This window comes from Candidatus Dependentiae bacterium, assembly GCA_016191325.1.
Taxonomy (GTDB): domain Bacteria; phylum Babelota; class Babeliae; order Babelales; family JACPOV01; genus JACPOV01.
Genome location: JACPOV010000008.1, coordinates 174,595 through 201,037 on the forward strand (window position 1 = coordinate 174,595; position 26,443 = coordinate 201,037).

Consider the following 26,443-nt stretch of genomic DNA (forward strand, 5'->3'; position numbering starts at 1 on the left):
GGTAACGCTGAGAATGAAAAAAGTGTTGTTAAACTTTGAGATTTCTAAAGAGAATCGAATTGAAGTGTTTTTTTCTGATGAAATAAATAAATTCAATTATTTTTATGAGCCGAGTGAAAAATTACATGTATTTGATGAAGTAAATATTGCGCTTTACATGCAAAATAAGCAAATCATTTTGGCCGAAGATCCACTTCGAGATGGAGTTGAATCTTTATACAATCAATTAATCAGAGCGAAACAAGGTTTGATATCCCTTCCTAAAGGTATCAATATTGGGACATTATCATATCATATTAATGAATCAACATATTTATCAGAGCAGGTGGGTGGCAAGCGATTAATTAACTCAATGAATTTTTCTGTATGGTCATTGCCAGCCGGCAAAGCACAAACATACATGTATACTTCTCAAAATAAACTATATCTTGAAATAGGAGTTTTTTATAGGTGGCATTATATAGAGCGAACAGATGCTGACATTGATTATATTCCATATGAAGATTTTATAAAAAATTATAAACCGATTTTAGTTGATGAAGTAACTAATGAAATGGCTTCGAATTGGATGCAACAATGCGAATCATTATTGAAGCAGCTTGTATTATAAGTTATCTTTCATTTCATATATATTTATCCAATATTGAGAGAAGCTTTATATATTTTTTTGATTAGAAAGGTTGGCAATGAGCACTCCTAAAATTGTTCTCACGGGGGATCGTCCATCCGGGCCGTTGCATATTGGCCATTATGTTGGTTCACTCGCAAACCGGCTCATCTTGCAGCAAAAATATAAACAATACGTAATGATTGCGGATGTGCAGGCGCTCACCGATAATTTTGAAACGCCGCAAAAAGTGCGCGAAAATGTGGTGGAAGTGGCGCTCGATTATTTAGCTGTCGGGATCGATCCTGAAAAAACAACTATATTTATTCAATCGATGATTCCTGAAATTGCGGATCTGACGATTTATTATCTTAATTTGGTAACGGTCAATCGTTTACGAAGAAACCCAACGGTTAAAGCTGAAATTCAGCAAAAAGGGTACGGAGAAAATGTAACCGCTGGATTCTTGATGTATCCGGTTAGCCAAGCTGCAGATATCACGTGTGTGCGCGCGAATCTTGTGCCAGTTGGCGAAGATCAATTGCCGATGATTGAGCAAACAAATGAAATTGTGCGCACGTTTAATCGTATTTATCGTAGCGAAGCGCTTGTTGAAGTCGAAGCTATGGTGCCAAAATTTGCGCGTTTGCCAGGAATTGATGGCAAAGCAAAAATGAGTAAATCTTTGGGCAACGCTATTTATCTTTCAGATCCAGCAGACGTGGTACAAAAGAAAGTAATGAGCATGTATACCGATGCAAATCATTTGCGCGTTGAGGATCCGGGCCAAATAGAAGGAAACACTGTTTTTGAATATCTCGATGCATTCGATCCAGATGTGGTAAGCGTAGAGAAAATGAAAGAACATTATCGGCGCGGCGGTTTGGGCGACGTGGTAGTTAAGCGCAGATTGCTTGAAGTGATGCAGGCATTTCTAGAGCCGGTGCGTAGCCGCCGTGCGCAATTGGCGCAAGATAAAAAAGCGGTGATGCAAATTCTGAAAAAAGGAACAGAAGAAACGCGTGAAGTTGCAGCGCGCACTATGGCGCATGTAAAACAAGCGATGCACTTAGATTATTTTGAATGATGCTGGCGCATTATTTTCGAAGATTTTATGTTAAAAGTAAATGTACTCCGCCATCCCTCGATACAATTTCTCGTTGCACTTGAAATCACTCGGGACGAGCGCGGGGAATATTTTTTTCTCAGCGTAAATGTATTAGTATTCGGTTATTATGAGCCGATTTGAAAATTTGATGAGACAATTTAGTCTCGCGCTCGTCCCGAGTGGTTTTTAACTTTGTTAAAAATTGTATCGAGGGATAGTGCGAAAAAAATAAAGGAGAAGTGATGGTTAAGCATAAAAAACATATCGCGATCGCGTCAATCGTGATCGTCGCGGCGTTGATGTTATTGGTATTGATAAGTTCAATTACTACGTGGTATCAAACGGAATCTGCGACAGATATCGTGATTGTGAATCATATTTCGCAATTAAGCGCGGTATTTAAAAAGATCAATGATACTGCAGGAATCATGGATTTTGATCACCAGAAAAATTATATCGATTTTCTCAATGTAAAATCATTTTCTGGCTCTGAGGTCGGCTCCATGAATCTGGCTTATCCAAATAAATGGGAAGGGCCGTATCTGAAAGAAAACCCGACGGTGCAAGAACAAAATTATCAAGTTGTGCGCACCAAAAAAGGATTTTTCATAATTCCGGGCGACGGCGTAAAACTCAGCAATGGGAAAATAATAGGGAAAGATATTCTTATTGATGAAAGTGCCGATATTCCTGCAATGATGGCAGATGAAAAAATGCTCAATTTTAACGGGAAGGCTCTTGCTGCACCAGTTCCTATGAGCAAAACGGAAAAAAGATCAGCATTTATGGAATGGAATAGCGATGCGCTGGACGTGGGATAAGGACATATATGATTATGGAGCAGAAATATTTTGTTTAGGGTTTTTATTCATGTGCACTGCACACCTCGATGCAATGGAAATTGAGCTGAATGAAAAAAAAGCCAAGGGCACAGACTTTAAGTTTAAAAGCTTGGGAAAACTTGAAGAAATTTCTTCAGATCATAATTATGGGTTAGCATTCGAAGGGAAATATATTCATGATTATAAATCTTGGATTGTGGACCTTGAAAGTTTTGCCCAAAAATTGACTAAATTACCAAATAATCACTTATCGCCGAAGTTTTCACCAAACAGCAAATATTTTGCATCTTTAAACGATAAATACCATATAGAACTCTTTGATATTAAAAACGCTGAATGGCGGTTGCCAATATATCAAGGGAAAGCATTTGGTTCTGCTTCAGGCTATCCAGATTTACGTTTTATAACTGATGATTTGTTAAGTATTTCTGAAAGAGAGCATTCGCGTTCCCAAAGAGGGATCACGAATTTGCGCCTTTCGCTTTGCACAATCGATGAAAAAGATCCAAAAGAATTTAATGGTTATGATAGCTTCTTTCATACACGTTATGCAAATCATAAAGTTGTTAGACTCCCAGAGATTCCGGCAGGGGCTTATTGGGGAGCGCTTGTTTTAAAAAAGCTGCTGCTCATTAATAAAGAAAAGCAGCTACAACTTCTTGATTATGAAGGAAAAGTGGTACAAGAATTTGATCTTGGGGATAATTTTTATAATACATGCAAGGCAATTTCATCGCGCAGTGAGGAGAATGTCTCCTGGATCAGTTGGAAAGAGGTGCATACTCTTGATCTTAAATCAGGAAAAATGAATACACCGATTCAGCATCAGGATAACGTTAAGGCAATTGGCTATGATGAAAATGATTTGCTTGTTTCATTAACTGAAAAAGCCATGCATTTTTGGAACTCAGAAAGTGGTAAATCTGTGCATATGGAGCATCTTAATACATCCGAAGCCTATAATAGTTGGGGAAAGCTCTATGATCATACTGACATGTCTTTCAACCAACACTCGATAGCCTTTAGAGCAAAGAGACTTTATGATCTGGAAGGGTTTAAGGCCGAGATACCTAAAGAATTGAAAGATCTAGTGAAAGAAAAAAAGAATGGACAGAATAAGAACTAGCTTTATTGCAACACTAATTATTTTATTTTTTGGCATAAATGCAATGGAGGAAAATAAACATAAAGAACTGTTTGAACCATTGGCATCGGTTACTGAAATTGCGCCAGATCATGAAACATGCATTAAGCAAAAAATACTTTATGAAAGTAAGCAGCAACTTTATCAAGATGCAAAAAAAATAATGACGCTGAAAAATAACATTACTTTTATTTCATTTAGCCCAGATAGCTCAAAAGTATTATTTAACCAAAAATTGTCTAATAATACATCACTCTTGCGCGTATGCGAAACGAAAACAGGCAATACGATTTTTGAATATTCTGATCAAGATTTTGGATCATTCGCATTTCTAAATGATAATAATACTATATTTTGCCGTTTGCCTGATTGTTTAATTGAGCTCAATAAAAAGAAAATACATAAACTTGAAACAGCTGGTAGAACTATCATTGGCTTCTATAAAATAGAAGACCATGAATTGCAAGTGCCGCACGATGTTTCTTTCAATAGTTTCCCGTTGCTTATAAGCCTAGGAGCTAGCAGGAGAATTTTGGTGACAAACTTAGCGGGGGAAGGGGTTCAATATGCAGTCGACTCGATTAGTAAATATTTAACCCCTAGCAATTTCACCGTTAATGAATCGGGTGACGCTATTGCGTGGTATAATCAAAATGATGTGTGGGTTCTGAAAGATATTGGAAAAGATTGCAAAGAAATTGGGCCGTTTACCCATAGTAGTGGCATATGTTCAGTTGCACTTATGAAGTCTGATAAAATTGTAAGTGGCACTGATAAACTTGAAGGTGCTATCCATATTTGGGATATTATGACCGGCGCAAAGCTTTTGAAATTACAGGTGACTTCTGTAGTAAAAGAGTGTGTGCCCTCTGTCCGCCTTCCAAGCCATTTTAATGGTGATTATTCTCCTATAACTAAACTTTCTATAAATGAACAAACTTTATGTGCAGAGGATGGTTTTGGCAAGTGGCGTAAAGCTGATGTAAAAGCGATTCAAAGGCTAATTGAAGAAAAAAAGGATGAGCAGCGTAAAGAGTAAATTCTTTTTTAGTATGCCTACAAGCATTACGCGCAGATGTACTTTAGTTTTATGTATAGTGCAGCTCAATGCGATGGAAATTGATCAGAAAGAAAAAACTAATTTATCTTCCGTACTGTCACCAAATAATAAATATGAGGCAGATCTAAATAATGCAGGGCATATAAAATTATTTGATATCCGGCATCAGAGATGGCGGTCGCTTATTTATGAAGGCAAAGAGAAAGAAGATATGCACACTCCTCAATTGCAATTTATAACAGATGACATCTTATGTTCTTGGGTTCAGCGTCGCACCAAAAAGGGGCTTAGCTTGAGAATAAGGCTTCATTATATTGAGCCGTTAACCTATGAGGAATGCCAGTTTCCTGGTTATCCTTATTGCGAAACACGAGAATTTCTTATAGCGGATGCTACTTTTGCTGCCGCTTTTCCTTCAAAAAAGCAATTACTGATAAAGAAAAAAAATGAATTAGTTTTCATAGATTATGAAGGCAACGCCATAAAGAAATTCGAAGAGTGAACTCTGATGGCTATGGTCCAAAAGAATAAAAAAATGATGAAGGCAAATCAAGAATGAGCAGAAAAATTAATCTTATTGTGATACTTTGCAGTGCTTTCTTTACTGGTAATGCAATGGATGATGAAGCTGTTCAGTCTTTTAAGCCTTTTTCGAGTAATTTGTATCATGTTTTTTCGGCAGACTTGAAATATGGAATGAATGAAAAAAATGAGTGTGTAAAACTCGGTTTTCCGGATGATGAAGTGGTTGCCAAATTACCTAAAAATACAATGTATCTGGGGGGCGCATTCTCTCCAAACAGCTTATTATTTGCTTATACCGATAATTCCAGTGAAAAATCGGTCGTAAAAATAATAGATATTGAAAAAAGAAAAGAACTCTTTCAAGCTACTATTTGCAATAATCCGCGCAATATGGACCCTAAATTTCTTGATGATGAATGGCTTGTTACTAAAAGTTTTTACGAAATCGAAGATTCAGAAGATAAGAAATCTTCTTATTGCGTGCTGCTGAATATTAAAGATGAATTTTATTCTAAAATTCCGCTTAAAGATATTTCTTTATTGCATGAGCTTTTAGGAGCAAATATTCAAAAACAAGAACTTTATCTACAAAACTCAAACCATTTTCAAGTGCTTGATTTTTTTGGCGTATTAAAACGGAAATTCAAGATTAAAGATGCACATTGGTTAAGTTTTAATTGGATTCTAGCGCCCGATTCCACTAAAATTTCTTGCCAATATCGCTCAATGGTTAATCTTTTTAGTATGAACAAGGGGGAAAAGATAGGGAAGCTCGAGCATAAGGCAAGCGTTAGCAATCATGCGTGGAGTCCTGATAGTAACTATCTTGTATCGGGAACGGACATGCAGGAAGGAGACGTTTATGTTTGGGATGCAACAGCGGGTGATTTACTGCATAAGCATAATCTTAATGCTTGGAGCCATTTGCACGGTGGCTTGCCCGTTTCAAAAGTTGCATGGCATCAAAATAACCTTATAATGGCAGATGGTATGGGAAGATGGTACCAAGGCGATGTGAAAAAGATTTTTGATTTAATTGAAAAAGCTAAAAATAAAAAGCAACTGATGGAAAAGACAACAAATGAACAAAATAAAAATTAAAATTTTTGTTTTTATAGTATTCCATTTATGGGGTATCAATACATATGCGATGGAAATGAAACAAGACAACGACAATTCAGGGAATTTCCAAGCATATACGTCGTCACCTATAAAGAATTCATTAGCTCCTGCACGAGAGTATATTTCTCCTGATCATACCCTTATAGGTCGTGTTCCGCTCAATGATGGTGAAACAAAAATCTACGACTTAAACAATAAAGAACTGGCAACCTTGGGGATTGTTGATAATCTGTCGTTTTCTCCCGCCAATAACTACGTAGGCTATACGTTATTTAACAAAAAGTATAAATCAGTAAGTTTTAATATTGCAGATGCACCAACTGGGCAGATTGTTTACGAAACAAAAGATGGGAAGGTGATAGGATCACGGCCAGTTTTCAAAAACTCTTCAAATATATTATTTGGCGTTCCGCCAGAAATTAAAACTTGTAAACTGCTTATTGTACGTTTATCCGAAACGGGAATAGCTTATAAAATGTTGAACATAACTAATTCTTTGTTCTTTGGAGAGCGCTCCAATAAAGAGTTAGTCGTTTTTAATAATACAAGCGCTTCAGTCGATATTATCGATTATGATGGTGACATAAAAAAAAGCATAAAAGCTCTAGCCTTTCCAAGTTTTAGTGCCGACAGTATGAAAATTTCCCGTGATGGAAAAGCGGTTGCCTGGGCTAGCCAATTAAAAGTTTTCTGCATCGCTGATTTAGAAAAAGGGAGTCAGGTAGTAATCTTTGCTCCTGAAGCTAAAGATTTGACATTTTCGAGCGATAATGACTGCCTAGCGGTGACCGATGCTCAAAGAATTTCCTTTTTTGAAAGCAGCACCGGCAACGTTCGCTATTTTTTCGATTATGCGAACTTAAAACATTTCGATTCTAACGGCTTGGGTTTCTCAAAGGTTTCCTGGAACGATAAATCGTTGTTAATACATTTTGTGCTAGGCACGTGGATTAAAACCGATGCGCAAAAAATAAAAGCATTCATTTGCCCAAAAGATGAAAATCTAAAGAAAACTTAAAGGCCTTGAATGAATGAGGATTTCACTTTTTTGAGACCGTTTTTAAATTGAGCGGTAATAATTTTCTCTTCGCCCCGCTCTTCAATATTTTTAATGATGCCGATGCCAAACTGTGCATGCTTTACCGGTTGATTTAGCTTAAATTTTGTAGTTGATGGCGCCGGCTTTGAGAGTTCTTTTGGTGTTCCAGAACCAATATCGAATGAAGGTTTTTTGCTTGCAGTACCAAAGGTTTGCACCGCAGCGCGTTGCGATTTCGTGCCGAGCCATTCATGGAAAAATTGCATTAATTGATGTTCCTGAAAGAAAGAAGCGTCAGTGCGATGCGCAAGGCGCTCAGGAATCTCGTGCAAAAAGCGAGACGGCGTTTGATCGGTCATTGTGCCAAACGTAGAGCGATAGCGCGCATGCGTCATTAAAAGCCGTTCTCGAGCGCGCGTGATACCCACGTATAAAAGCCGCCGCTCTTCTTCAACGCCATCAGGATTTTGGAGCGAATGATTACTTGGAAAAATTCCTTCTTCTAGGCCAGTGAGCATCGCTGCATCAAACTCTAGTCCTTTGGCAGCATGAAGCGTCATCAAATAAACATGATGCTCAGTTTCTTTGTTTTGTGCTTTTTCTTGCATCAAGGCAACTTCCGCTAAGAAATCAAGAAGTGTTGAGACCCCAATTTCATCAAAATGTTTGGTAGCACGGAGCAATTCTTTACAGTTCTCAATTTTTTCCTGCGCCTCTTCAAGATCGTACGCATGCTTTAAATATTCAAAGTAATGGATTTGCGTGATAACTTTTTCAAGCGCTTCATGTGGCTTTTGAATTTCTGCAACCGCAGCAATTGTTTTCATAAATCGTTCAAGCGCAGATCGCTTAGCACTTGGAAGAGCTTGTTCATTAATAAGATGCTGCGCGATTCCATGGCAATCTAAAAATGGTTGCTTATCCCATTCTGTTAAAAACTGTTCAATAAATACATCCCCAAGGCCGCGGCTCGGGCAATTGACGACGCGCATAAAAGAAACACGATCAAACGGGTTCACCGCTAAACGCAAATACGCAAGAAGATCTTTAATCTCTTTTCGTTCATAGAACTGAATGCCGCCAATAATAACGTACGGAATCGAATGGCGAATAAGTGCCTCTTCAAGAGTACGAGATTGATAATGAGCGCGATAAAGGAGGGCGATTGAATTATAGTTAGGTAAACTGCGCAGTTGTTTGATACCGAGCGCAATCAATTCACCTTCTTGGTATCCGGAAGCACAGTGCACAATGCGTACGCGATCACTGCCTTCTTTTGAAGACCATAATTTTTTAGGATTGCGCTGCGTGTTATTTCTAATAACTTGGTTTGCGACGTTTAAGATAGGTTCTGCAGAGCGATAATTCTGATCGATCGTCACCATTATTGTTGCGGGAAAATCATTTTTAAATTCAAGAATATTGGCGACAGTCGCTCCCCGCCATGAATAGATCGATTGATCTTCATCGCCAACGGCACAGAGTGAATCGATTGCAAAAGAGCCATCGTCCTTGAGCGCCATCGATTTAAGCAGTTCGTGCTGCACTTTATTCGTATCTTGATATTCATCAATGAGTAAATGCCGAATTCGCTCTTGATGGGCTTGTTTGAATTCTGGATTCGTTTTGAAAAGATGCAAAATTTCGATCAAGAGATCGTCAAAATCAAAACATTTGCTTAATTTTTTTTCATGTTCGTACGCTTGCCACACATTTTTTACAAACGGATCGATATAAACGTCATCAGCGCTTTTATTTTTAAGCATACTGATTTGATACATCAATTGTTTTGGCGAGTAACGTTTATCGCTGCCACTTCTTTTCAGTATTGAGCTCACGAGTTGCTGTTGATCATCCGCATCGATGATGCTAAATGTTTCATATCCCAATCGATGGCCATGAATTTTGAGCAAAAATAAACAGTAGGAATGGAACGTGCCGATAAATAGGCCGTGCATTCCTTTGCCTATTGATTTGGCAATACGCTCTTTCATTTCGCCAGCTGCTTTATTAGTGAACGTGAGCGCGACAATTTCGTGCGGCGGTACGTTTCGCTCGGTGAGCAAATGCACGATGCGCGAAGTAATGACGCGTGTTTTTCCAGAGCCAGCACCAGCAATAACGAGAAGCGGGCCATCTTTATGGAGCACTGCTTGTAATTGCCGTTCATTTAATTGATGCGAAAAAGGTTGGTGAGTTGGATTTGTTTCGTGATTCATACAAAGTAGTATACCGGTGAAAAAAAAAGCGGCCACAAAAAAATTGTGACCGCTTTGGAAATTAGTTAAATGAATTATGCTTTTTTGTCAGGTTTTTCATCAGATGGTTGTTCTACGCTTGCTCCTAATCCTACGGCGCTTTTAAGAACTGACACAGTTCCCCAAACTGCAGATGTTACAGTATTGGCTACTTGTGCTGTTACTGTTGGATATGTTTTTGGATTTAAGCGTTGATTCATTTTGAGTAAATCTGATGAATGAGTTAGTAATTCATTATTTAAAGTTGTTTTTTCTTGCGTTAGTTTATCTATTTGCTCGTTAATCTTTCTCATGTCCTGTGTTCTTTGTGTTAAGTCGGCAATTTTGTCAGCTTTTTTGAGTGCTACAGTCTGCGTTTTGAATTCTTCTTCTATTTTACTTAACCGTTCATTTTTTTGGTTTTTTAGTTCAAGTAATTGTTCGCGATCTTTGAGCTGGAGAGTGTGTAAAATGACAGTAGCGCGGCGGAGAAAATCAGCTTCTGCATTTTTCGATTTATATAGCTTGTTTAACTCAGTTTGTTCTTTCTGAAGAGCTACAATTTGCTTGTCAAGCTCAGTCGATTGGTCTTCAAGAAGCTTGAGCTCTGTTTGTTTACCATCTTGTAAAACTTTTACTTTCTTCTCTTGTTGTCGCTTAATGTTAAAAGGGTTATAGCTTCCAATAGATTCATCGCCACTAACTTCCATACCTTTATAGGCATCCATTGCGGCTGCTATTGAAACATATTGATCATTAGGCAATTTTCCGATTTCTGCATTAAGGAATTTGAGGCGTTCATTTATTTCTATGCGTTCCTGAGTGCCCTTTCTTGTCGCTACTTTTTTTTCCATAGCCGCTGAATACGCATCTTTTAACAAAGCAGGTTTATTATCAGCCTGTGCACTTTCTATTTGTTTTTTTAATTTCTCAAGTTCATTCGATTGCGCGATCGAAGAAAAAAGCAATGCAAAGAGTAATGGGTTTACCGTATGTTTCATAAGGCTCCTTTTTAGTTGAAACTTACCTCAAGTTTATAACGCAGCAACTCCCAAAAGTATAGAAAAAGTTATAAAAAAAGCGGCCATAATTAATGACCGCTTAAAATCGTATATCAGGAGAGTACTATTTTAATCTAAGTGCTTTTTTCCAATTACCTGTAGCTTTAAGTTCTTCTGGTGTTAAGCGATCAGCGATGCTTTTCTTATCAATTTCCAGCTGTTTAACTGCCTTTTCATGAGATGTAATTTTATCGGATATTTCTTGCATGAACTGAGTAGATTCATTGCGCATTTTAGATCTGTTTGTGAGATCAGTCTCATCGTCAATTTTTTTGTGCTCAGCCCTTAATGAGTCGTATGATCCTGTGATTTCTTTTTTTAGAGACTCAATTTTGGCGGTCACGTAAGAAAGATCTTGTTTTTGTAAATCTATCAGCAGGTTTTTAATTTCTAAAGTTTCTTTTTTCTCAGTTTCATTTTTCAGACGTGAGTGTTTAATTTCTCCCAACTTTGTTTCCGCGTTTCTTAATAGTCCGCTAATTTGTTCTATGTGAGCCAACTGATGTTTCTCTTCATTATCATATTTTGAGTCTTCGGCATCAAATGCAGTAAGTTTGATATTAGTAGTTTTCAAGAGCTCACGCTTTGGATCATAGGAATCCTGGTATGAAAACTCGTCGGGACTGTCATACTCTTGAAGTTTCTTTAAATCGATTTTAATGCCAAAATTTTTCATGATACGTAAATATTTGTTTATTTGTGTACGTTCTGGGGTTCCTGTTGGATAATCTAATTTAAGTTTAAAAGCGTCTAGGGTCCATTTCTTTAAGCCCGCCGTGAGTTCTTCATTTATTTGTTGTTGATTAACCGCATGTTGTGCTGCAACCACAAAAGCACCAAGTTCTCTCAGCCGATCGGGCATTGTTGTTTCAGTTTTTAATTCGACTGATGATAATTTAACCGGTTCTTGTGTAATGGGTAAACCGCTGTTGCCATTCGATGAAGAAAGATCTGCCAGTTTTGGTTCTTTATCAAGCTCGGTAGCTAATAAAGTTTCCATGTTTTTTAGCTCGGTTGAGTTTCTTAATGACGGAGGTGTACTCAAGCGCGTGATAGATGCGGGGGTGTGGGAAGATTCTGCGCCATTTGACGATTCGGAGTCTCTTTCGGAATTAGAGCTAGACTCTTCAACCAAGTTAGCTAGATTGCCAGAACCATTGGTCATTGCTTGGAGATTTTGCTCGCTGGATGGACGTGAGAAAAGATGATTAACGATATTAGCAATAATACCAGGCTTTTTTTCTTGCCCCATTGCTTGAGAAATGGTGCTGATTGATGAAATCAAAAGAAGCGGTACAAGATAATGCTTCATAGAACTCCTTTTTTAGGATGAATGTTTAGCATGAGCTTTTTTAAACAATGCAAAGCTATTTATGGTATAGCCAATCTTGTTTTGAAAGTACACGAAATCATAAAAAAAGGAGTTTGTTTTGTTAAAAAATCAAATAGCTTTTTCTTGCATGGATTTATACTCGATGGTCCACTTATTTAAATACTCCATTAATGCATCAAGACCATTTGGTTGGGTCGCTGAAATTAAAACGTGCGGTTGGAAACGGTTTATTTCAACCTCCAGTTGCGGCGTCATTTCAGCTTTATCTACTTTGTTAAATGCATAAAGCATCGGGCTTGTTACATTTAAATCTTTCAAGATTTGATCAACGACTTGCATATGCAATTTTAAATTAGGATCAGAAATATCGATTACTTGTACCAATAAGTGTGCGTATTGTAATTCGGCAAGAGTCGATTTAAATGCGTCAATTAATTTATGGGGCAGCAATTGAATAAAGCCAACAGTATCTGAAATTAATGCGCGTTTGGTGCCGTCGATAAAGAGCTCGCGCGTCGTGGTATCCAGCGTTGCAAATAATTTATCTTCAGCCAGCACGTTACTTTTGGTCAGCGCATTTAAAATGGTTGATTTGCCGGTATTGGTATAACCAATTAAACAAATAAGAGGCAAATTACTTTTTAAACGTTGCTTTCTTTGCGTTTCACGTGTTTTTTCAAGTTGATCAAGTTGTCGTCTCAGCCGAAGCATTAATGTTTCAAGATGGCGGCGTTCTTTTTCTTTTGCCGTTTCGCCAAATCCACCCATTAATCCAAGTGCCCCTGATTGCTGCGAGAGATGAACTCCTCTTCCTGCAAGGCGAGATTTTTTATGCTCAAGCATTGCGATTTCAACTTGCGCTTTTCCTTCTGCAGAATGTGCCGCTTTTTCAAAAATTTCCAAAATAAGTTGGGTGCGATCGAAAATTCGTACATGCAGATAATCGCTCAAATTGCGTTCTTGTTGTGGAGATAGGGGTTCTGAAATAATAAGTTCAGTAATATTTTTTTCATCACAGATTTTCTTAATCGATTCAAGCTGACCGCTTGTTATGAATGTGCCCGCTTCTATGGTGCGTAGACGCAAAAAATAAGTTTCATCATATTGAACGCCGTTTGATTTTACTAGATTAATAAACTCTTCGTAATACGATTCAATATTGGGGTTTCTATTATAAGGAGCTTGAACGCCAACGAGCAAAATGCGCGGGCGATAATCGGAGGGTTCGTAAAAAACTCGTGCCATGGTAACTTTAATCGCTATTTTAGAATTTATGGTATACTTTTTATGTAGTATATCATTCTTTATATCTTTGATATAGAAGGAGTCGATCTATGAAATTGAATAACTTGTTTAAAGCAGTGGTTTTAGCGATCTGTTTTGCTGTACCGGTACGTGCTGGTATTATTTCAGGGACTGTTTCAATAGGATTAGGAATCGGGCTAGGTCTAAAAGCTCTTGAGCAGCGCGACATGGGCCCTCTTGCTCAACTCAGAGATAGTGCGTCAAGCTGGCTTAAGTTAGATAGTCAATTTGCGAGAATGGTCAAAGAAGGCGAAAAAGAGCTGAATAAAAAATTTGGAGATAAGACAACGATTATGGTTTATGGAACTGGATCCGTTGTTTGTATACTTTATGGCATAAAAAAAATATTACTATAAGTAAGTTTAACATTATTCACTCTGGTAACTAATTATGTTCGATTTTTTGACGGAGAAATTTTCATCCGTTTTTTCCCGTTTAACAGGGCAACGGTATTTAACCGAAAAAAATATCGGTGATACGCTCGATAAGGTTAAAGAAGCGCTTTTAGAGGCGGATGTTCCCTATGCGGTGGTTAATGCGTTTGTCGACAAAGTTCGGCAAGATGTTTTGGGCAAAAAGGTATTAGGTACCCTGAACCCGGGCGAACAATTTATTAAAATTGTCCATGATCAGTTGGTCGAATTTCTTGGCGCGATGCGCTCCGATGATCAATTTTTATTTGTTCGGGGCCAAATTGTAATGGTGATGGGCCTTCAGGGCTCTGGAAAAACCACGACCATTGGAAAACTAGCGCACTACGTGAATGAAAATGCCCGTATGCGCAAGATTGCTGCCCCTAAAACACTGTGCGCTTCGGTCGACTTTTATCGGCCGGCGGCAGTCGAGCAGCTTGAGGTAGTTTCTAAAAATGCGGGAGCCTCGTTTTATAGGGCTACCAAAACTGATCCTGTAGCTGCAGCAAGCGAAATTCTGGCCTATTTTAAGCAGCATTCGTTCGATTTATTGTTTCTTGATACTGCAGGCAGATTGCATGTCGACAGCCAGATGCTTTCTGAGCTCCAAGAAATCGACCATGCGGTGAACCCTCAAATGAAAATTTTAGTCCTCGATTCGATGACCGGCCAAGAATCGCTCCGCGTGGCTCAAGCATTTGATCAGGCGGTTGGCTTTTCAGGCGCGATTTTGACCAAAATTGATAGCGATACGCGAGCTGGCGCCGCATTTGCGTTTTGCTACGAGCTTAAAAAGCCACTTCTTTTCTTGGGATCGGGAGAAAAAATGGATGAATTAGAGCTTTTCAGGCCAGAACGAATGGCCACCCGTATTTTGGGTATGGGGGATGTACAAACACTCTTGGAGCGTGCTCAGCAAAAAATTAAGCAATCAGATCAGCAAAAACTCGAAGAAAATTTCAATCGAGGGGTTTTTACCCTGAGCGACTTTGCTCAACAAATAGATATGATGAATTCTCTCGGTTCATTTTCTCAAGTGCTCAAATATATACCTGGTGTTTCCTCTGCCAGCATCAATAAAGATGCAATGGCACAGGGAGAAACCCAGATGAAGCGGTTCAGAGCGATTATTAATTCTATGACCCAAAAAGAACGTGCAAACCACACCTTGCTCAACGGATCGCGCAAGCAACGGATAGCCAAAGGGGCGGGCGTAGCTGTTTCTGAGGTAAATCTTTTGATAGCTCGATTTGAACAAATGCAGCATTTTGTTAAACTGTTTAAGAAATCGGGAAAATTCTCCCCTTTTAAGCGTTGATACACTTTAGTGAAAGGTTGCCTGCAATGGCAGTAAAAATACGCATGTCGCGTCTGGGCAAGAAAAATGCTCCTTATTTTCGTATCGTAGCGGTTGATTCTCGTAAAAAGCGTGATGGCGCGTTTCTCGAAGATTTGGGTACTTATAATCCAACAACAGGCGAAGTTCTTCAATTCCACTTTGAACGTATAACTGAATGGATTGGCAAAGGCGCTGTTCCTTCAGATACGGTTAAGAGATTGTACAAAGAGCACAAGAAGAGTGCTTCTGCGACTGCTCAATAGGTTTTGAAATTATGTTAAAGCAATTGATTGAGCATGTGGTGAGTAAACTCGTTGATAAGCCTGAGGTGGTTAAAGTGGAAGTTTTCCACGAAGACGCCCGTGTACTTATTGAGTTGAAAGTCCATGAGGACGATTTTAAGAGAGTAATTGGCAAAGAGGGGCGCGTGATTAAAGCGATCCGCTCAGTTGCGCAAGTTATTACTCCCGAAGGCAAAGAAGTCGTCGTCGACGTTGTACAATAATGGATATTTCGATAATGACCGTTTTTCCTCAGCTTTATGAGCCGTTTATTAAAACAAGTTTAATAGGCAGAGCAGTAGAGCAGGGGAAAATTTCTTTTGATCTTACCGATTATTTTTCGTACTGTCCGCCAAAAACACGCATAGATGCGCCTGCTTTCGGGCATGGCGCTGGTATGGTGATTAAGCCTGAAGTTGTAACTCAAGCGATTGAGGATAAAGAGCGCGTGCATGGAAAAGCGTTCAAGATTTTTTTCTCGCCTCAGGGGAAAAAACTTGATCAATACGTGCTGAAAGATATAGCGCTGCAACTGAAAGGCGTTAATCATCTTATGCTTGTTTCAAGCAGGTACGAAGGGATCGATGCACGCGTCGAGCAAGAATATGCTGATCTCGTTCTTTCGATCGGCGATTTTGTTTTGATGGGTGGCGATCTTCCTGCAATGGTTCTTCTTGAAGGATTACTGAGATTGGAACCAGGAGTTGTTGGAAAGCAGGAATCGGTGGAGCGTGAATCGTTCAACGGCCCGTTTGTCGATTTTCCTCCGTATACCGCGCCAGTTAGTTGGAAGGGGCATGAAGTTCCGGATGTTTTACGTTCTGGAAATCATGCACTTATGGATAAATGGCGGCAGGAACAATCGGTAAAGAAAACGGTGGCACATCATTTTGAATGGGTACGCTCATTTGAATTAAGTGCAAAAGAAAAAGCGCTTGTTGCGCATGAAATTCCGCATCATTACTGCGTGCTTATGCATTCGGATGTTATGTTGCCGCACGATAGAGTTGGAACCACTTCGGTTACTTCGATGGATATTCATGATATTGCACGCTCGGCATCAACCTTTGGAATAGCAAATTATTTTTTAGTAACGCCTCTTGAAGATCAACAACGCGTGGTCAAAACGCTTTTAGATTTTTGGCAAACTGGCCATGGAATCGAATATAATAATAATCGACACCAAGCAGTTTCCAAAGTTGAGCTTTTGGCTTCATTTGATCAAGTAATTGCAGCGATCGAGGCCAAAGAGGGTAAAAAACCACTCGTGATAGCGACCTCTGCAAAAAAATCTGAACCTGAAAAAAGTATCACCTATTATGATCAAAGTAAGGTTTGGGCAAAAGGACAGCCGGTACTTTTAGTATTTGGCACAGGAAAGGGGCTAAGCCCCGAATTTATGGCGCGGGTTGATTATGTTCTTGAGCCTATCGAAGGGCTCACAGGATTCAATCATCTCTCGGTTCGTTCAGCGGTCGCAATAATATTTGATCGTTGGCTGGGCCTGAAGCATAAACAACGCTGATCTTTAAGATTGGCAGCACCTGTTTTTTGAGTTATAATGAACGGTGATTAATCTTATCATCCCGACCCTTCGATACAAATGCTAACGCATTTACTCAGGGCGAGCGGGATGAGTTCTTCCGCTCGTGGTGAGTGCTTTGCGAGGTGTGAAACATCGAGCAAAATGTATCGAACCATGGCGAAGAATAAAAATTATTTTTTGGATAAATTTAGAGAATCCACACAAGGATACAGCACATGAAGGCGAAAAAATATACGCGCGAAACAATCCGCGAACTTGGCATGAAAGACCGCAATTTCCCAGCTTTTGGCATTGGCGATACGATTGCCGTTTCTCAGCGCATCAAAGAAGGCGACAAAGAACGCTTACAAATTTTTGAAGGCGATGTAATCGCGAAGCACGAAAATGGCGCTGCAAGCACGTTCATGGTTCGTAAAATTGGTGCGAACTCAGTTCCTGTTGAACGTATTTTTCCTTACTATTCTCCGCTCGTTGACTCGATTAAGTTTGTGCGTAAAGGCAAAACACGCCGCGCGAAACTTTTCTATATGAGAAAACGTGTTGGTAAAGCTGCGCGTGTTGCAGAACAAATTATGACGCGCGAAGAAAGAGAAGCTCTTAATAAGTAAATTAGAATCGTCGGCGCGCGTTTATGATTGCGCACGTTTTAAGATTCATATGCGCTGTGATTTTTCTCTTTTCGTTTTCAAGCTGTAGATTGCAAAAAGCAAAAAAACACGATTATCAAAATATCGCCATAAGCCAGGAAGCGGTTCCTTATGATGTTCCGCTTTCTATTGGCGCTCGAGTTCTTTCTAAAAAAACCTTTCCTAACGGCCTTCTTGAAATTTCGTATTCGACGCGGGATTTACTGTTGAGAGTTGCTTCATTTTACAAAAATGAAATGGAGCGCCTTGGATGGGCACTTTCTAGCGAGTTCTTAACGAACGAATATATTCTTATTTTTGAAAAACCCCAGGCACTCTGCCATGTTCTTATCAAAACAATTTCAGAGCATGAAACTCAAATTTCTATAAAATATCAGTCCGACGAAGTTAACGATTATCAGGAATAAGTTAAAAATTATTTTTCTAACTTATTAACAATCTTAGCATCAGCCTCTTTCATTTTACGCGCGTCTCGTGCTGTCTGCTTTAATTCTGCTCGAACATCTTCTACTTCTTGAATGAGATCTTTATTTTCATCTTTCAATCGTTTGTTTTCGCGCTTTAATCGTTCAGTTAGTGAATGAAGTTCATCGATTTCGCAGTTCTTTTGCTGAATTTCTTGGCGCAAGCGAGCGTTTTGTGCATTTGCAGATGCTACTGCTTGAGAACCAGTATCAACATATTGTACTTCTCGCACCGTCGTATATTGAGTTTCGCGAGGGGCGGTTGCTCGGCCAATCATGAATCCGGCCACGCCACCCATAGCGCCGGCTGCTGCACTATTTCCTGAGTTTGCCTCGGGAGCAACAAAGGCGCACAAAATAAACGCTAAATATAAAATTTGTCTCTTCATGGTAGCCCTTTTTTCTATTTATTCTACAGTATTATTTTATCATAATTACAAATAGAAGCGCAAGTCTCGGGTTTGGCTTAAGACTGGGTAAGGGTTTTTTTTAAAAAGATAAAAAAGGAGTATAGTTACTATGTACTATAGGAATCTATTAAAAGAAGAACCTAAATATGAAAAAAATTACTAAATATTTTTGTATTATATTAGCTTTTATGAGCAAATTAGCGCTTTATTCCATGGATAACTCAAATGATAATGTCCAGATAATAAAAGGTGCTTCTTATTATCAAAATATTGGTGGAGGAATCACTATAGAACACGGCTCTAATGGCGTGCGCAAAGTATATAATAAACCACAAGCATGGTTTATGAGCGGAGGCGAAGTATTAAAAAAAATTGAATATGATGTTTTTGATGTGAAACAACAAGAAATTTTTAATAAAATGATTGATCCATCTATTAAATACCAAAAACCTACAGCTATTGGCATCGGCTCTCATATACAAATAGGTCGGACAATTTTTTATTATGATAAAAATGGCTGTTGCGTTGATTATCATAGATATGATGGTCCAGTTGATATAAAAAAAGCAGAAAATTATCCTCATACTATAAAGCCACATTGGCTTCTAAGCGACGTAGAAACCGTAACTGAATATAGCTGTTTAATTCCGTTTCTCAAGCTGTGGACCGTTCCTCAAACTCCTTTTACATATCCCAAAAGAAAAATTATTTATACAAAAGATGGGAAAACGATAGATTCTGTGACTCGGCAGCACCGAATTGTGCGAGCTGTTGAGGTAGGTTTACAACTAAGTGCACTTTATGGGATATATTATCTGGGTAAAAAAACTTTCTTTGGATAGTTTTTTTATACTAAATAATCTGCCAATTTATTAATTTTGCCCGCACCTTGGAGCAAGAGTAGATCCCCATCGCTCACTGTTTGCTCAACCGAGCCAATGATCGATTGAAAATCAGCTTCTAAGGGTGCATAGACAACTTCAAATGATGGATTTCGTAGTTCAATAGCTTTGGCAAGATTTTTTCCCGTAATTTCAGGAATAGGATCTTCGCTTGCTGGATAAATATCCGTAATAATAAGTTTGTCGATGCCACTATCTAGAAACATTTGTACGAAATGATCCCATAATTTATCGGTGCGGGTATAACGATGTGGCTGAAAAGCGACAATTACTTTTCCTTGTGAGCGCCGCCGAGCAACGAGCAATGTATTGCGGATCTCTTCAGGATGATGGCCATAATCATCAAAAATTTCTGCACCGCGATAAGTACCTTTAAAGCTGAAGCGGCGATCGATTCCTTTAAACGTTGAAAGTGCATGAGAAATGACTGCAAATGGTACTTGAAGATGCAGAGAAAGTGCTGTTGCTGCCAATGCATTTAAAACATTGTGTTTGCCGAGCATGCTGAAACGAATAGTGCCGAGCGCTTCGTGTTGATTTTTTTGATACACAGTAAAAATCGATGAATCCGCGTTTAAAATAATATCGTTTGCGTAAAGATCGGCACTTGCAGGATCAAGACCGTATTTAATTGTTTTAATGTGCGATAGCGGAAGCAGTGAACGAACGTGCGGATCATCAATGCATAAAACCGCGCATCCATAAAACGGTAAATTATTTAAAAATTGTTTGAATGTATTTTTGATATCATCAATATCGGTGTAGGTATCCAAATGTTCTAAATCGATATTTGTAACAACTGCGAGTGTTGCTTGCAAATAAATGAGGGTGCGATCACTTTCATCAGCTTCGGCAACTAAAAAATCGCCGGAACCAAAACGAGCATTTGCAGAAATGTTTTTAAGATGCCCGCCGATCACTACTGTTGGATCCATTTGCGCTTCGATCAAAATATGCGAGATGAGTGAAGTGGTTGTTGTTTTTCCGTGCGCTCCTGCAATTGCTATGCTAAATTTCGTGCGCATTAATTCTGCAAGCATAAGCGCTCGAGGGATTGTTGGTATACCGCGTTCCTGCGCAGCAAGAATCTCAGGATTCTGAGTTCTGATGGCAGACGAATATACTAAAACATCAACCGATGCATCGTTGCAATATGGCGTATTATTTCCTTGATAAATTTTGCATCCGATCGCTTGCAAATCGTGCACGCTTTGTTGATTTAAATCTTGATCACAACCAGAAATAGTATAGCCCTGGTATTTCAAAATTTTGGCGATGCCGCTCATCCCTATGCCGCCGATACCAACAAAATGAATATGCAAATTTTTACGATACATCGATAATCCCTAATTAATATAATACGTTGCTAGTAATCGAATAAATGCGTAAGCACCTCATACTTCTCAAGAAGGTAACGCATTTTTAATTCAGACCAACAAGACTGACTAATTTCGCCATAAGTGAATCTATCTACTTTCTTTTGCACCGCCTCTGGCAGGGGGCTTTCGTTAAGTTTTAGTATAGTGGAACACAGCGGGACTCCTTTCAAATTTTTCAAAGCTAGAGCGCCCAGAATTTTCTTGGGAATTTGATTTTCTCTATTGTCTCTTTTGTAATTGATGTAGAGATATCCCCAGGGGGTATGCAAGCCTGTTGGATTATTAAGAGAATCACAGCTTAGGATGAGTCCTTGTTGAGTTGGGAATGCGCCTGGAACTAAATTATTGTCAATATGTTCTCGAACATAGTCGAGATACTGTATGGGAGAATAGTTATAACTTAATGAATGAATATATATCACTTTTTTAAAAAGTGGATAATCATTGAGTATTTCTTTCTGATCGAAGGATAGTTCATCTTCGAGCTCCATTGCATTGAGAGAAATTGCGAAAAGAAATCCTGCTATCATAATTTTTTTTAGCATATGAATCAACTCCTATGTACATTCTTGTTTGCAGCAGTTTATTTTAGCAGAAGATTAGATTCTTCCCTATTATTTTTGCGCTTTATTTTCTTCTAAATATTTTTTTCTGAGCGAAAACAACGCTGTTTTGAGTACATCGGTAGGAACCCTTATTTGATGAGATTCATATTTTTTTGCTTCTGGTATTTCGACTCCATCAATTTTTTCTACAGCATAAAGCGTGTAGTTATCTTTTTTTGTGGGAGACGGTTTCACTGTTACATGGGCTAGTAAGGGTTTATTCAGTATTTCTTCTATTCTTAATTCACCGGATTCGTTTTTATTGAATGCATAGTGCATCGACCAATACAAAGGGGCAGTTCCCCAAGGAGTTACTAGGTGATCAAGCGGTTCATTTCGTTCGCCTGCTAAAAATATCCCTTGGTATGCGGGATTAGTGAACCCATGCCATAATGAGTTTCCGGCACCTATGTAAGAAAAAGAAGAAAAGCGAGGATCCTTCTCGAGTTCCTTTAATGATCCTTCATACGCAGTTAACAGAGATTGAACTTTCTTGAAAAGTTCGTAATCGTATATTTTTTGCTGCACCGTCTCAGAAACGAGCAAGGGCCACTCTTTTTCATCTAAGTTATTTTGTTCATGCAAGTTTTGTTCCATTGCTTGCAGCGATAGTGCAAAGCACCAAAAAAGAAAACTTATTTTCCAAATCATTTTCTGCTCCTTTAACATTTGCTTATTCTTGTGTGCAATAATAGCAGAAACGCTAAATAATTAATGTGGATAAATTGGCGAAAACATTGCGATGCGCTTTTCAGGATCATTGGCAAGCTCGTTAATATAATTCACGAGCTTCATGGGATTACCCTCATTAAAATAATCCACTTTAATAAAATTTGGATAACGACCTTTTAAAATCCCGGTATCCAAACCTTCTTTTAAAAAGCGTTCAAAGAGTGCTTGTAATTTAGGGCCGTTTATTTTTTTATAGTTAGTTACGAATGGCGTGTATCCATACGCTAACTTATCAAGGAATCGTGAAAACGATCCTCCAAGGATTTTTCCGCCAAGCGCGAAATGATCAAACTCAAAAAGATAACGCACGCATCCTTTGTGCTCAGTTTTTGAATGTAATCTTTCTTTAAGCGCAACGCTAAAATCTTTGACACCGGCCCATTGATTCTGAGCAATCGTTGCCCACTGAAAATAGGTGTATTTAGTTGCCGCAAATGGTAGATGAGTGTAGAAACCTTGCTTGTGCGGGGGGATATCATTGAATAAAATGAGTCGTTTATTATGTTCTACCATCCACTGCAAGGTAGGCCAACCTTCTTTTGCAATCGGATTCCAATCTGCCGGCTTGAGAATTAAATATGCAATGCCAGATTGCTCAAGATGATCATCAAGAATTCCACATTTAGTAACACGATTTTCGATGGTTATAGTAATAATTTCGTGTGGATGCTTTTCTAAAAATTCCTTAAAGAGGCTGAGCACCTTTTTTTTAAAATCGATATGTTTTTTGAACGGTTGAATAAATTTATTGAGGGTATAGCTGCCGTGGCATACACGAATGCGCGAACCTTTTTTTTCTAAATCGAGTTCAAATTGACGCACACCGCGTTCAAGTTGTTCAGCAAGCGTATAATATTGATTTGCGTAAATGTATCCATGTTTTTCAGCGGCGTATGCATTATGCGATGCAAGCCAGCATACGTGATCATAGCGACGATCAAGCGGCGGCATGATAAATTGATCCTCGCCCAGAACGATAGCTGCAAAAAAAAATAAACAAAATCCAAGATACATTTTCACGCATCACCTCCCTAGCTATGCTTTTTTTGAGCATAAAAGCTCTTAAGGTATGCCTGCAATGTAATTGCTATGATTATTTTTTAATTTCTCTTTTGTTAAATTAATTATTCTTTTTTACTTTTTTCTTTTTGATGTTTTTCGTATAACTGCTTCCAAATTGAACGGTGATTTTGCGCTTCGTGATAATCTGGCAAATCATCTTTATAAATTTTTGCTTGCGGTAATAATAAGCCATTCACAGAAATGATTTCATATCGTTTGTTGTTGTCCTCAGATTCTTGATAAAATTTTGTTTTAATACAAGAATCGAACTGACTCAAAATCTTGTTTTCGTTCTCCTCCGTGGCGAGATACGATTCCATTAAGGCAACTTTACCCCATGGCGTCCATAAAAAAAGAGGAGTGCGATCAAAGGAATCTTTTTCTAATAGTAAGCCTTGCTTAGTTAGATTGGGGTAACTAGGAATTTCCTGATCAAGATCTTTAAATAGAACTTGATCAGGAATAATATCTTTAAGAGATTGAACTGCTTTAAACAACTCATAATTATAGAGAGGGCCAGCCTCTTCGTTTCTTCTTTCCATAGCGTGCTGCGCAGCATTTGCAATTAAAAGTGCGCTGAATATAATACGGTTTATTTTATGCATTTTTTTTCTTTCTAAAAAGCAATTTAAATATTTTTCTTACTATTTTAAAACAATTTTCCACCATTTGGGACAGAATTTGATGGATACAGCAACGTCGCCCGACCAATCTCATCAGGCATTGCGAGCGTTAAACATTCAGAGACAAATGGCCCAATTTGTTTTGGGGCGAAATTAACGACCGCTATAACTTGTTTGCCAAGTAATTGCTCTTTTGAATACTGCGTAATTTGTGCTGAAGATTTTTTGATACCAATTTCTGGCCCAAAATCGATGGTGAGTTTATAGGCTGGTTTGCGAGCTTCGGGAAAGTCATCGACCACAATAACTGTACCAACCCGAATATCTACTTTTTCAAAGTCTGCGTAAGAGATGATCATAATTGTTTCTTCGTTTTATTTTTTTTGGCTTCAATGAGAAATGAGCGTAATGGCTCCCAAGACTTTCTAATTTTAAAGCGTTCGTAAAAATCAATCGAATTTCCATTAATTCTTATTGTTTCGGGAAGCTCTTGTTCATCTACTTTGGTTATTGCATAGAGAGTCGTTGATCCTTCTTTATCTGTGGATACTTTCTTGAGTTCTAGATAAGGCAGAACTTTGTGTAGACTAAATTCACTTAATTGAGATTCTTTTTCGCGAGATGGATTTGGTAAATCTATCGTGCCCCATTTGGTTAAGAGTGAATAGGGCAGATCTCGGAAGAAATTAATGAATATGCCTTGTATTACCGGATCGTGGTAAGGAACATCAGGGTGGTGCCGCGGGATATCTCCGCGCATGCATAAATATACTAAGCCTTCTTTTTTTGCCTCTTTGTATGTTTTTTTTAGCAGAGTATTTATGAAAATAATTGCCTTAAATGTTTTACAATCATCAGAATCAAGTAACGATTCTATTTTAATTGTTTCTTTCATCGCGCGGATGCTGCTAATGAAAAATAAAGAGATCAAAAGGATCTTTCTATTCATGCGCGTCCTTATTTTTTTGGTGCGAAGTTGTTGCGTATGAAATGCTCGTAATTAATGAAAGCCCGATCGCAAATCCTGGAAGCAATGGCATAAAATTCATGTGCAAATAAGGCCAAATCATGCCGGTAACGCCCCCAAAAAGCATGCCGGCAGATGCACCGTATTTATTGGTACGGGGCAAGTAAAGGGCAGCAATAACCGCGGGTGCAAACGCAAGCCCGAGGCCAGACCATGCATATGAAACTAAATCGTTTACGCTGCTTGTACTATTATAGCTGATCGCATACGCAATTAGAGGAAGAAAAACGACGCATGCGCGAATAATGAAGAGTGAAGCGCCAGCGGAAAGAGGTTTAGTAATAATTCGTTTGATGAAATCTTCTGAAATATTGGATGCGGTTGCTAAAATTTGCGCGGTCATTACCGACATAGTCGCCGCAAAAATTGCACAAAGAATTAAACCTGCGGCAATTGGATGAAAGAGCGCTTTAACCATTTCTATAAAAACAAGTTCACGATTAGCAATCGGTTGTGCAAAAAAAGTTGTACCGAGCATGCCGATCAGCGTTGCAGCGGTAAGCACAATTACTTGCCAAGAAATGCCGATCCATTTTGCTTTGGATATTTTAGAGGTTTCTTTAATACCCATAAAATTAATTAAAATATGAGGCGAACCAAAATAACCGAGTCCCCAACCAAATGCTAACGTAATTATTTGGGTGAGTGTGCTATAGGAAACTGAAGGGATTAATGCATGCATAAGTGTATGAAATCCGAAGTCTGGGTGAACAGCCATTGAACCCCAAGCTACGAAAGGAACGATGAGAATCATAGCGAGTAAAAAAAGACCGCGGAACATATCGCCCCACGCAACTGCAATAAAACCGCCAATCAAAATATTAATGACGACGATAAAAATACTGATCGCAATGCCATAATGATAACTTAAGCCAAAGGTAGATTCAAAAAGACGACCAAGGCCAAGTAATCCGGCTGCAATATAAAAACTTAAAAAGAAGAGCGTGAAAAAAACGGTCATCAATCTGAGTGCACCGGAGTGATCGTGAAAACGTCTTTCAAAGAATGAGGCGAGGGTTACACTCTCATAATATTCGGTCGCTTTTCGTAACTTAGGGGCCACAAACTGCCAATTGAGGAACATAAAAATGATGAGCCCGATGGCAACCCAACCGTAAAAGAGGCCACATCCATAAATCAAACCGGGATACCCCATGAAAAGCCAATCGCTCATATCGCTTGCTTGTGCAGCAATGGCTGCAACCCAATAGCTTACCGAGCGATTACCCAAAATGAACGCACCAGCATTTTTGTTTTTTCGATAAAAATAAATACTCAGGCCTAAAAAGAACGCAAAATATGCAACGAACGAAATAATATAAGCACTGTTCATGAACGACCTCATTTAAAAAATATATAACTCTAAATTATCGATTTAGATTCACTCAGGTAAACAGAATGGAAAGAAAGAAAAGAGAAGTACACCCCTCAGGGACGAGGCAGGTGAGCGTGCATGAAATGGAATAAAAGTGTATTCATGGCATTCATTTGCGAGGTTTGAAACTGATATCTGTTTATTCTAATGGTTTGCATGAATAAGTCAAAAACCGTAATCTATAGGTTTATTTAATCATTGCTATCAAGAGCAGCGCTGTTACAATAGTTGAGCTAAAATTTGTCTCAAGTAAAA

General features: G+C 38.7%; 29 protein-coding genes. 16 read left to right on the plus strand and 13 right to left on the minus strand.

The window, feature by feature from the left end:
* Positions 1-13 precede the first annotated feature (13 nt).
* The 8 genes from HYX58_01070 to HYX58_01105 all read left to right on the plus strand — a co-directional run bounded on the left by HYX58_01070 (position 14) and on the right by HYX58_01105 (position 7,426).
* Positions 14-610, plus strand: a complete 597-nt coding sequence (locus HYX58_01070) for a hypothetical protein (GenBank protein ID MBI2774575.1) — start codon at positions 14-16, stop codon at positions 608-610.
* 76 nt (positions 611-686) lie between these two features.
* Positions 687-1,694, plus strand: coding sequence for a tryptophan--tRNA ligase (gene trpS / locus HYX58_01075; protein ID MBI2774576.1), 1,008 nt, complete (start codon positions 687-689; stop codon positions 1,692-1,694).
* A 263-nt stretch (positions 1,695-1,957) separates the two neighbouring features.
* Complete coding sequence (locus HYX58_01080; GenBank protein ID MBI2774577.1) at positions 1,958-2,536, plus strand: hypothetical protein; 579 nt, start codon at positions 1,958-1,960, stop codon at positions 2,534-2,536.
* A gap of 49 nt (positions 2,537-2,585) precedes the next feature.
* Positions 2,586-3,683, plus strand: a complete 1,098-nt coding sequence (locus HYX58_01085) for a hypothetical protein (protein MBI2774578.1) — start codon at positions 2,586-2,588, stop codon at positions 3,681-3,683.
* Positions 3,664-4,740 (plus strand): hypothetical protein, encoded by a 1,077-nt coding sequence (locus HYX58_01090; protein ID MBI2774579.1) that lies wholly within the window; start codon positions 3,664-3,666, stop codon positions 4,738-4,740. The genes HYX58_01085 and HYX58_01090 overlap by 20 nt, the downstream gene beginning before the upstream one ends.
* The gene (locus tag HYX58_01095; GenBank protein MBI2774580.1) at positions 4,721-5,263 is read left to right on the plus strand and encodes a hypothetical protein; all 543 of its coding nucleotides are present in this window, start codon (positions 4,721-4,723) and stop codon (positions 5,261-5,263) included. The genes HYX58_01090 and HYX58_01095 overlap by 20 nt, the downstream gene beginning before the upstream one ends.
* Before the next feature lie 53 nt (positions 5,264-5,316).
* Entirely contained in the window at positions 5,317-6,387 is a 1,071-nt protein-coding gene (locus HYX58_01100) for a hypothetical protein (GenBank protein MBI2774581.1), read from the plus strand.
* Positions 6,368-7,426, plus strand: a complete 1,059-nt coding sequence (locus HYX58_01105; GenBank protein ID MBI2774582.1) for a hypothetical protein — start codon at positions 6,368-6,370, stop codon at positions 7,424-7,426. Before HYX58_01100 ends, HYX58_01105 begins: the two co-directional genes overlap by 20 nt.
* Here HYX58_01105 and HYX58_01110 read toward each other — a convergent pair.
* From HYX58_01110 to hflX, 4 genes are all read right to left on the minus strand, one after another.
* Positions 7,423-9,666 carry a UvrD-helicase domain-containing protein gene (locus tag HYX58_01110; protein ID MBI2774583.1) on the minus strand — a complete coding sequence of 748 codons (2,244 nt, stop codon included), beginning with the start codon at positions 9,664-9,666 and terminating at the stop codon, positions 7,423-7,425. The two genes, HYX58_01105 and HYX58_01110, sit on opposite strands and share 4 nt — an antisense overlap.
* Before the next feature lie 74 nt (positions 9,667-9,740).
* Positions 9,741-10,685 (minus strand): hypothetical protein, encoded by a 945-nt coding sequence (locus tag HYX58_01115; protein MBI2774584.1) that lies wholly within the window; start codon positions 10,683-10,685, stop codon positions 9,741-9,743.
* A gap of 124 nt (positions 10,686-10,809) precedes the next feature.
* Positions 10,810-12,057, minus strand: a complete 1,248-nt coding sequence (locus HYX58_01120) for a hypothetical protein (protein MBI2774585.1) — start codon at positions 12,055-12,057, stop codon at positions 10,810-10,812.
* A 129-nt stretch (positions 12,058-12,186) separates the two neighbouring features.
* The gene (gene hflX, locus HYX58_01125) at positions 12,187-13,323 is read right to left on the minus strand and encodes a GTPase HflX (protein ID MBI2774586.1); all 1,137 of its coding nucleotides are present in this window, start codon (positions 13,321-13,323) and stop codon (positions 12,187-12,189) included.
* 89 nt (positions 13,324-13,412) lie between these two features.
* Here hflX and HYX58_01130 point away from each other — a divergent pair, with 89 nt between their 5' ends.
* From HYX58_01130 to HYX58_01160, 7 genes are all read left to right on the plus strand, one after another.
* On the plus strand, positions 13,413-13,739 hold the full coding sequence (locus HYX58_01130) for a hypothetical protein (GenBank protein MBI2774587.1): 327 nt from the start codon (positions 13,413-13,415) through the stop codon (positions 13,737-13,739).
* A gap of 34 nt (positions 13,740-13,773) precedes the next feature.
* Positions 13,774-15,114, plus strand: a complete 1,341-nt coding sequence (ffh, locus tag HYX58_01135; protein ID MBI2774588.1) for a signal recognition particle protein — start codon at positions 13,774-13,776, stop codon at positions 15,112-15,114.
* A 26-nt stretch (positions 15,115-15,140) separates the two neighbouring features.
* Positions 15,141-15,398, plus strand: a complete 258-nt coding sequence (rpsP, locus tag HYX58_01140; GenBank protein MBI2774589.1) for a 30S ribosomal protein S16 — start codon at positions 15,141-15,143, stop codon at positions 15,396-15,398.
* A gap of 11 nt (positions 15,399-15,409) precedes the next feature.
* On the plus strand, positions 15,410-15,640 hold the full coding sequence (locus HYX58_01145) for a KH domain-containing protein (protein ID MBI2774590.1): 231 nt from the start codon (positions 15,410-15,412) through the stop codon (positions 15,638-15,640).
* Between the two features lie 14 nt (positions 15,641-15,654).
* Complete coding sequence (gene trmD, locus HYX58_01150; protein ID MBI2774591.1) at positions 15,655-16,941, plus strand: tRNA (guanosine(37)-N1)-methyltransferase TrmD; 1,287 nt, start codon at positions 15,655-15,657, stop codon at positions 16,939-16,941.
* A gap of 236 nt (positions 16,942-17,177) precedes the next feature.
* Positions 17,178-17,570, plus strand: a complete 393-nt coding sequence (gene rplS / locus HYX58_01155; protein MBI2774592.1) for a 50S ribosomal protein L19 — start codon at positions 17,178-17,180, stop codon at positions 17,568-17,570.
* 23 nt (positions 17,571-17,593) lie between these two features.
* Positions 17,594-18,016, plus strand: a complete 423-nt coding sequence (locus HYX58_01160; protein ID MBI2774593.1) for a hypothetical protein — start codon at positions 17,594-17,596, stop codon at positions 18,014-18,016.
* An 8-nt stretch (positions 18,017-18,024) separates the two neighbouring features.
* On the opposite strand, the gene HYX58_01165 is transcribed toward HYX58_01160, so the two are convergent.
* Positions 18,025-18,462 (minus strand): hypothetical protein, encoded by a 438-nt coding sequence (locus tag HYX58_01165; GenBank protein MBI2774594.1) that lies wholly within the window; start codon positions 18,460-18,462, stop codon positions 18,025-18,027.
* A gap of 167 nt (positions 18,463-18,629) precedes the next feature.
* Here HYX58_01165 and HYX58_01170 point away from each other — a divergent pair, with 167 nt between their 5' ends.
* Positions 18,630-19,325 (plus strand): hypothetical protein, encoded by a 696-nt coding sequence (locus HYX58_01170; GenBank protein ID MBI2774595.1) that lies wholly within the window; start codon positions 18,630-18,632, stop codon positions 19,323-19,325.
* 5 nt (positions 19,326-19,330) lie between these two features.
* Here the strand turns inward: HYX58_01170 and HYX58_01175 are convergent, their stop codons facing one another.
* The 8 genes from HYX58_01175 to HYX58_01210 form a co-directional block, all read right to left on the minus strand.
* Complete coding sequence (locus HYX58_01175; GenBank protein ID MBI2774596.1) at positions 19,331-20,722, minus strand: UDP-N-acetylmuramate--L-alanine ligase; 1,392 nt, start codon at positions 20,720-20,722, stop codon at positions 19,331-19,333.
* 29 nt (positions 20,723-20,751) lie between these two features.
* Positions 20,752-21,309: a hypothetical protein gene (locus HYX58_01180; GenBank protein MBI2774597.1), complete on the minus strand. Its 558-nt coding sequence runs from the start codon at positions 21,307-21,309 to the stop codon at positions 20,752-20,754.
* Between the two features lie 69 nt (positions 21,310-21,378).
* A complete protein-coding gene (locus HYX58_01185) occupies positions 21,379-22,020 on the minus strand; it encodes a hypothetical protein (GenBank protein MBI2774598.1) in 642 nt (213 codons plus the stop codon).
* Between the two features lie 60 nt (positions 22,021-22,080).
* Complete coding sequence (locus HYX58_01190) at positions 22,081-23,121, minus strand: hypothetical protein (protein MBI2774599.1); 1,041 nt, start codon at positions 23,119-23,121, stop codon at positions 22,081-22,083.
* A 104-nt stretch (positions 23,122-23,225) separates the two neighbouring features.
* Positions 23,226-23,768 (minus strand): hypothetical protein, encoded by a 543-nt coding sequence (locus tag HYX58_01195; protein ID MBI2774600.1) that lies wholly within the window; start codon positions 23,766-23,768, stop codon positions 23,226-23,228.
* A gap of 44 nt (positions 23,769-23,812) precedes the next feature.
* Positions 23,813-24,145, minus strand: coding sequence for a tRNA-binding protein (locus tag HYX58_01200; protein ID MBI2774601.1), 333 nt, complete (start codon positions 24,143-24,145; stop codon positions 23,813-23,815).
* Complete coding sequence (locus HYX58_01205) at positions 24,142-24,735, minus strand: hypothetical protein (GenBank protein MBI2774602.1); 594 nt, start codon at positions 24,733-24,735, stop codon at positions 24,142-24,144. The genes HYX58_01200 and HYX58_01205 overlap by 4 nt, the downstream gene beginning before the upstream one ends.
* Positions 24,728-26,146: a sodium/proline symporter gene (locus HYX58_01210; GenBank protein ID MBI2774603.1), complete on the minus strand. Its 1,419-nt coding sequence runs from the start codon at positions 26,144-26,146 to the stop codon at positions 24,728-24,730. The genes HYX58_01205 and HYX58_01210 overlap by 8 nt, the downstream gene beginning before the upstream one ends.
* Positions 26,147-26,443 lie beyond the last annotated feature (297 nt).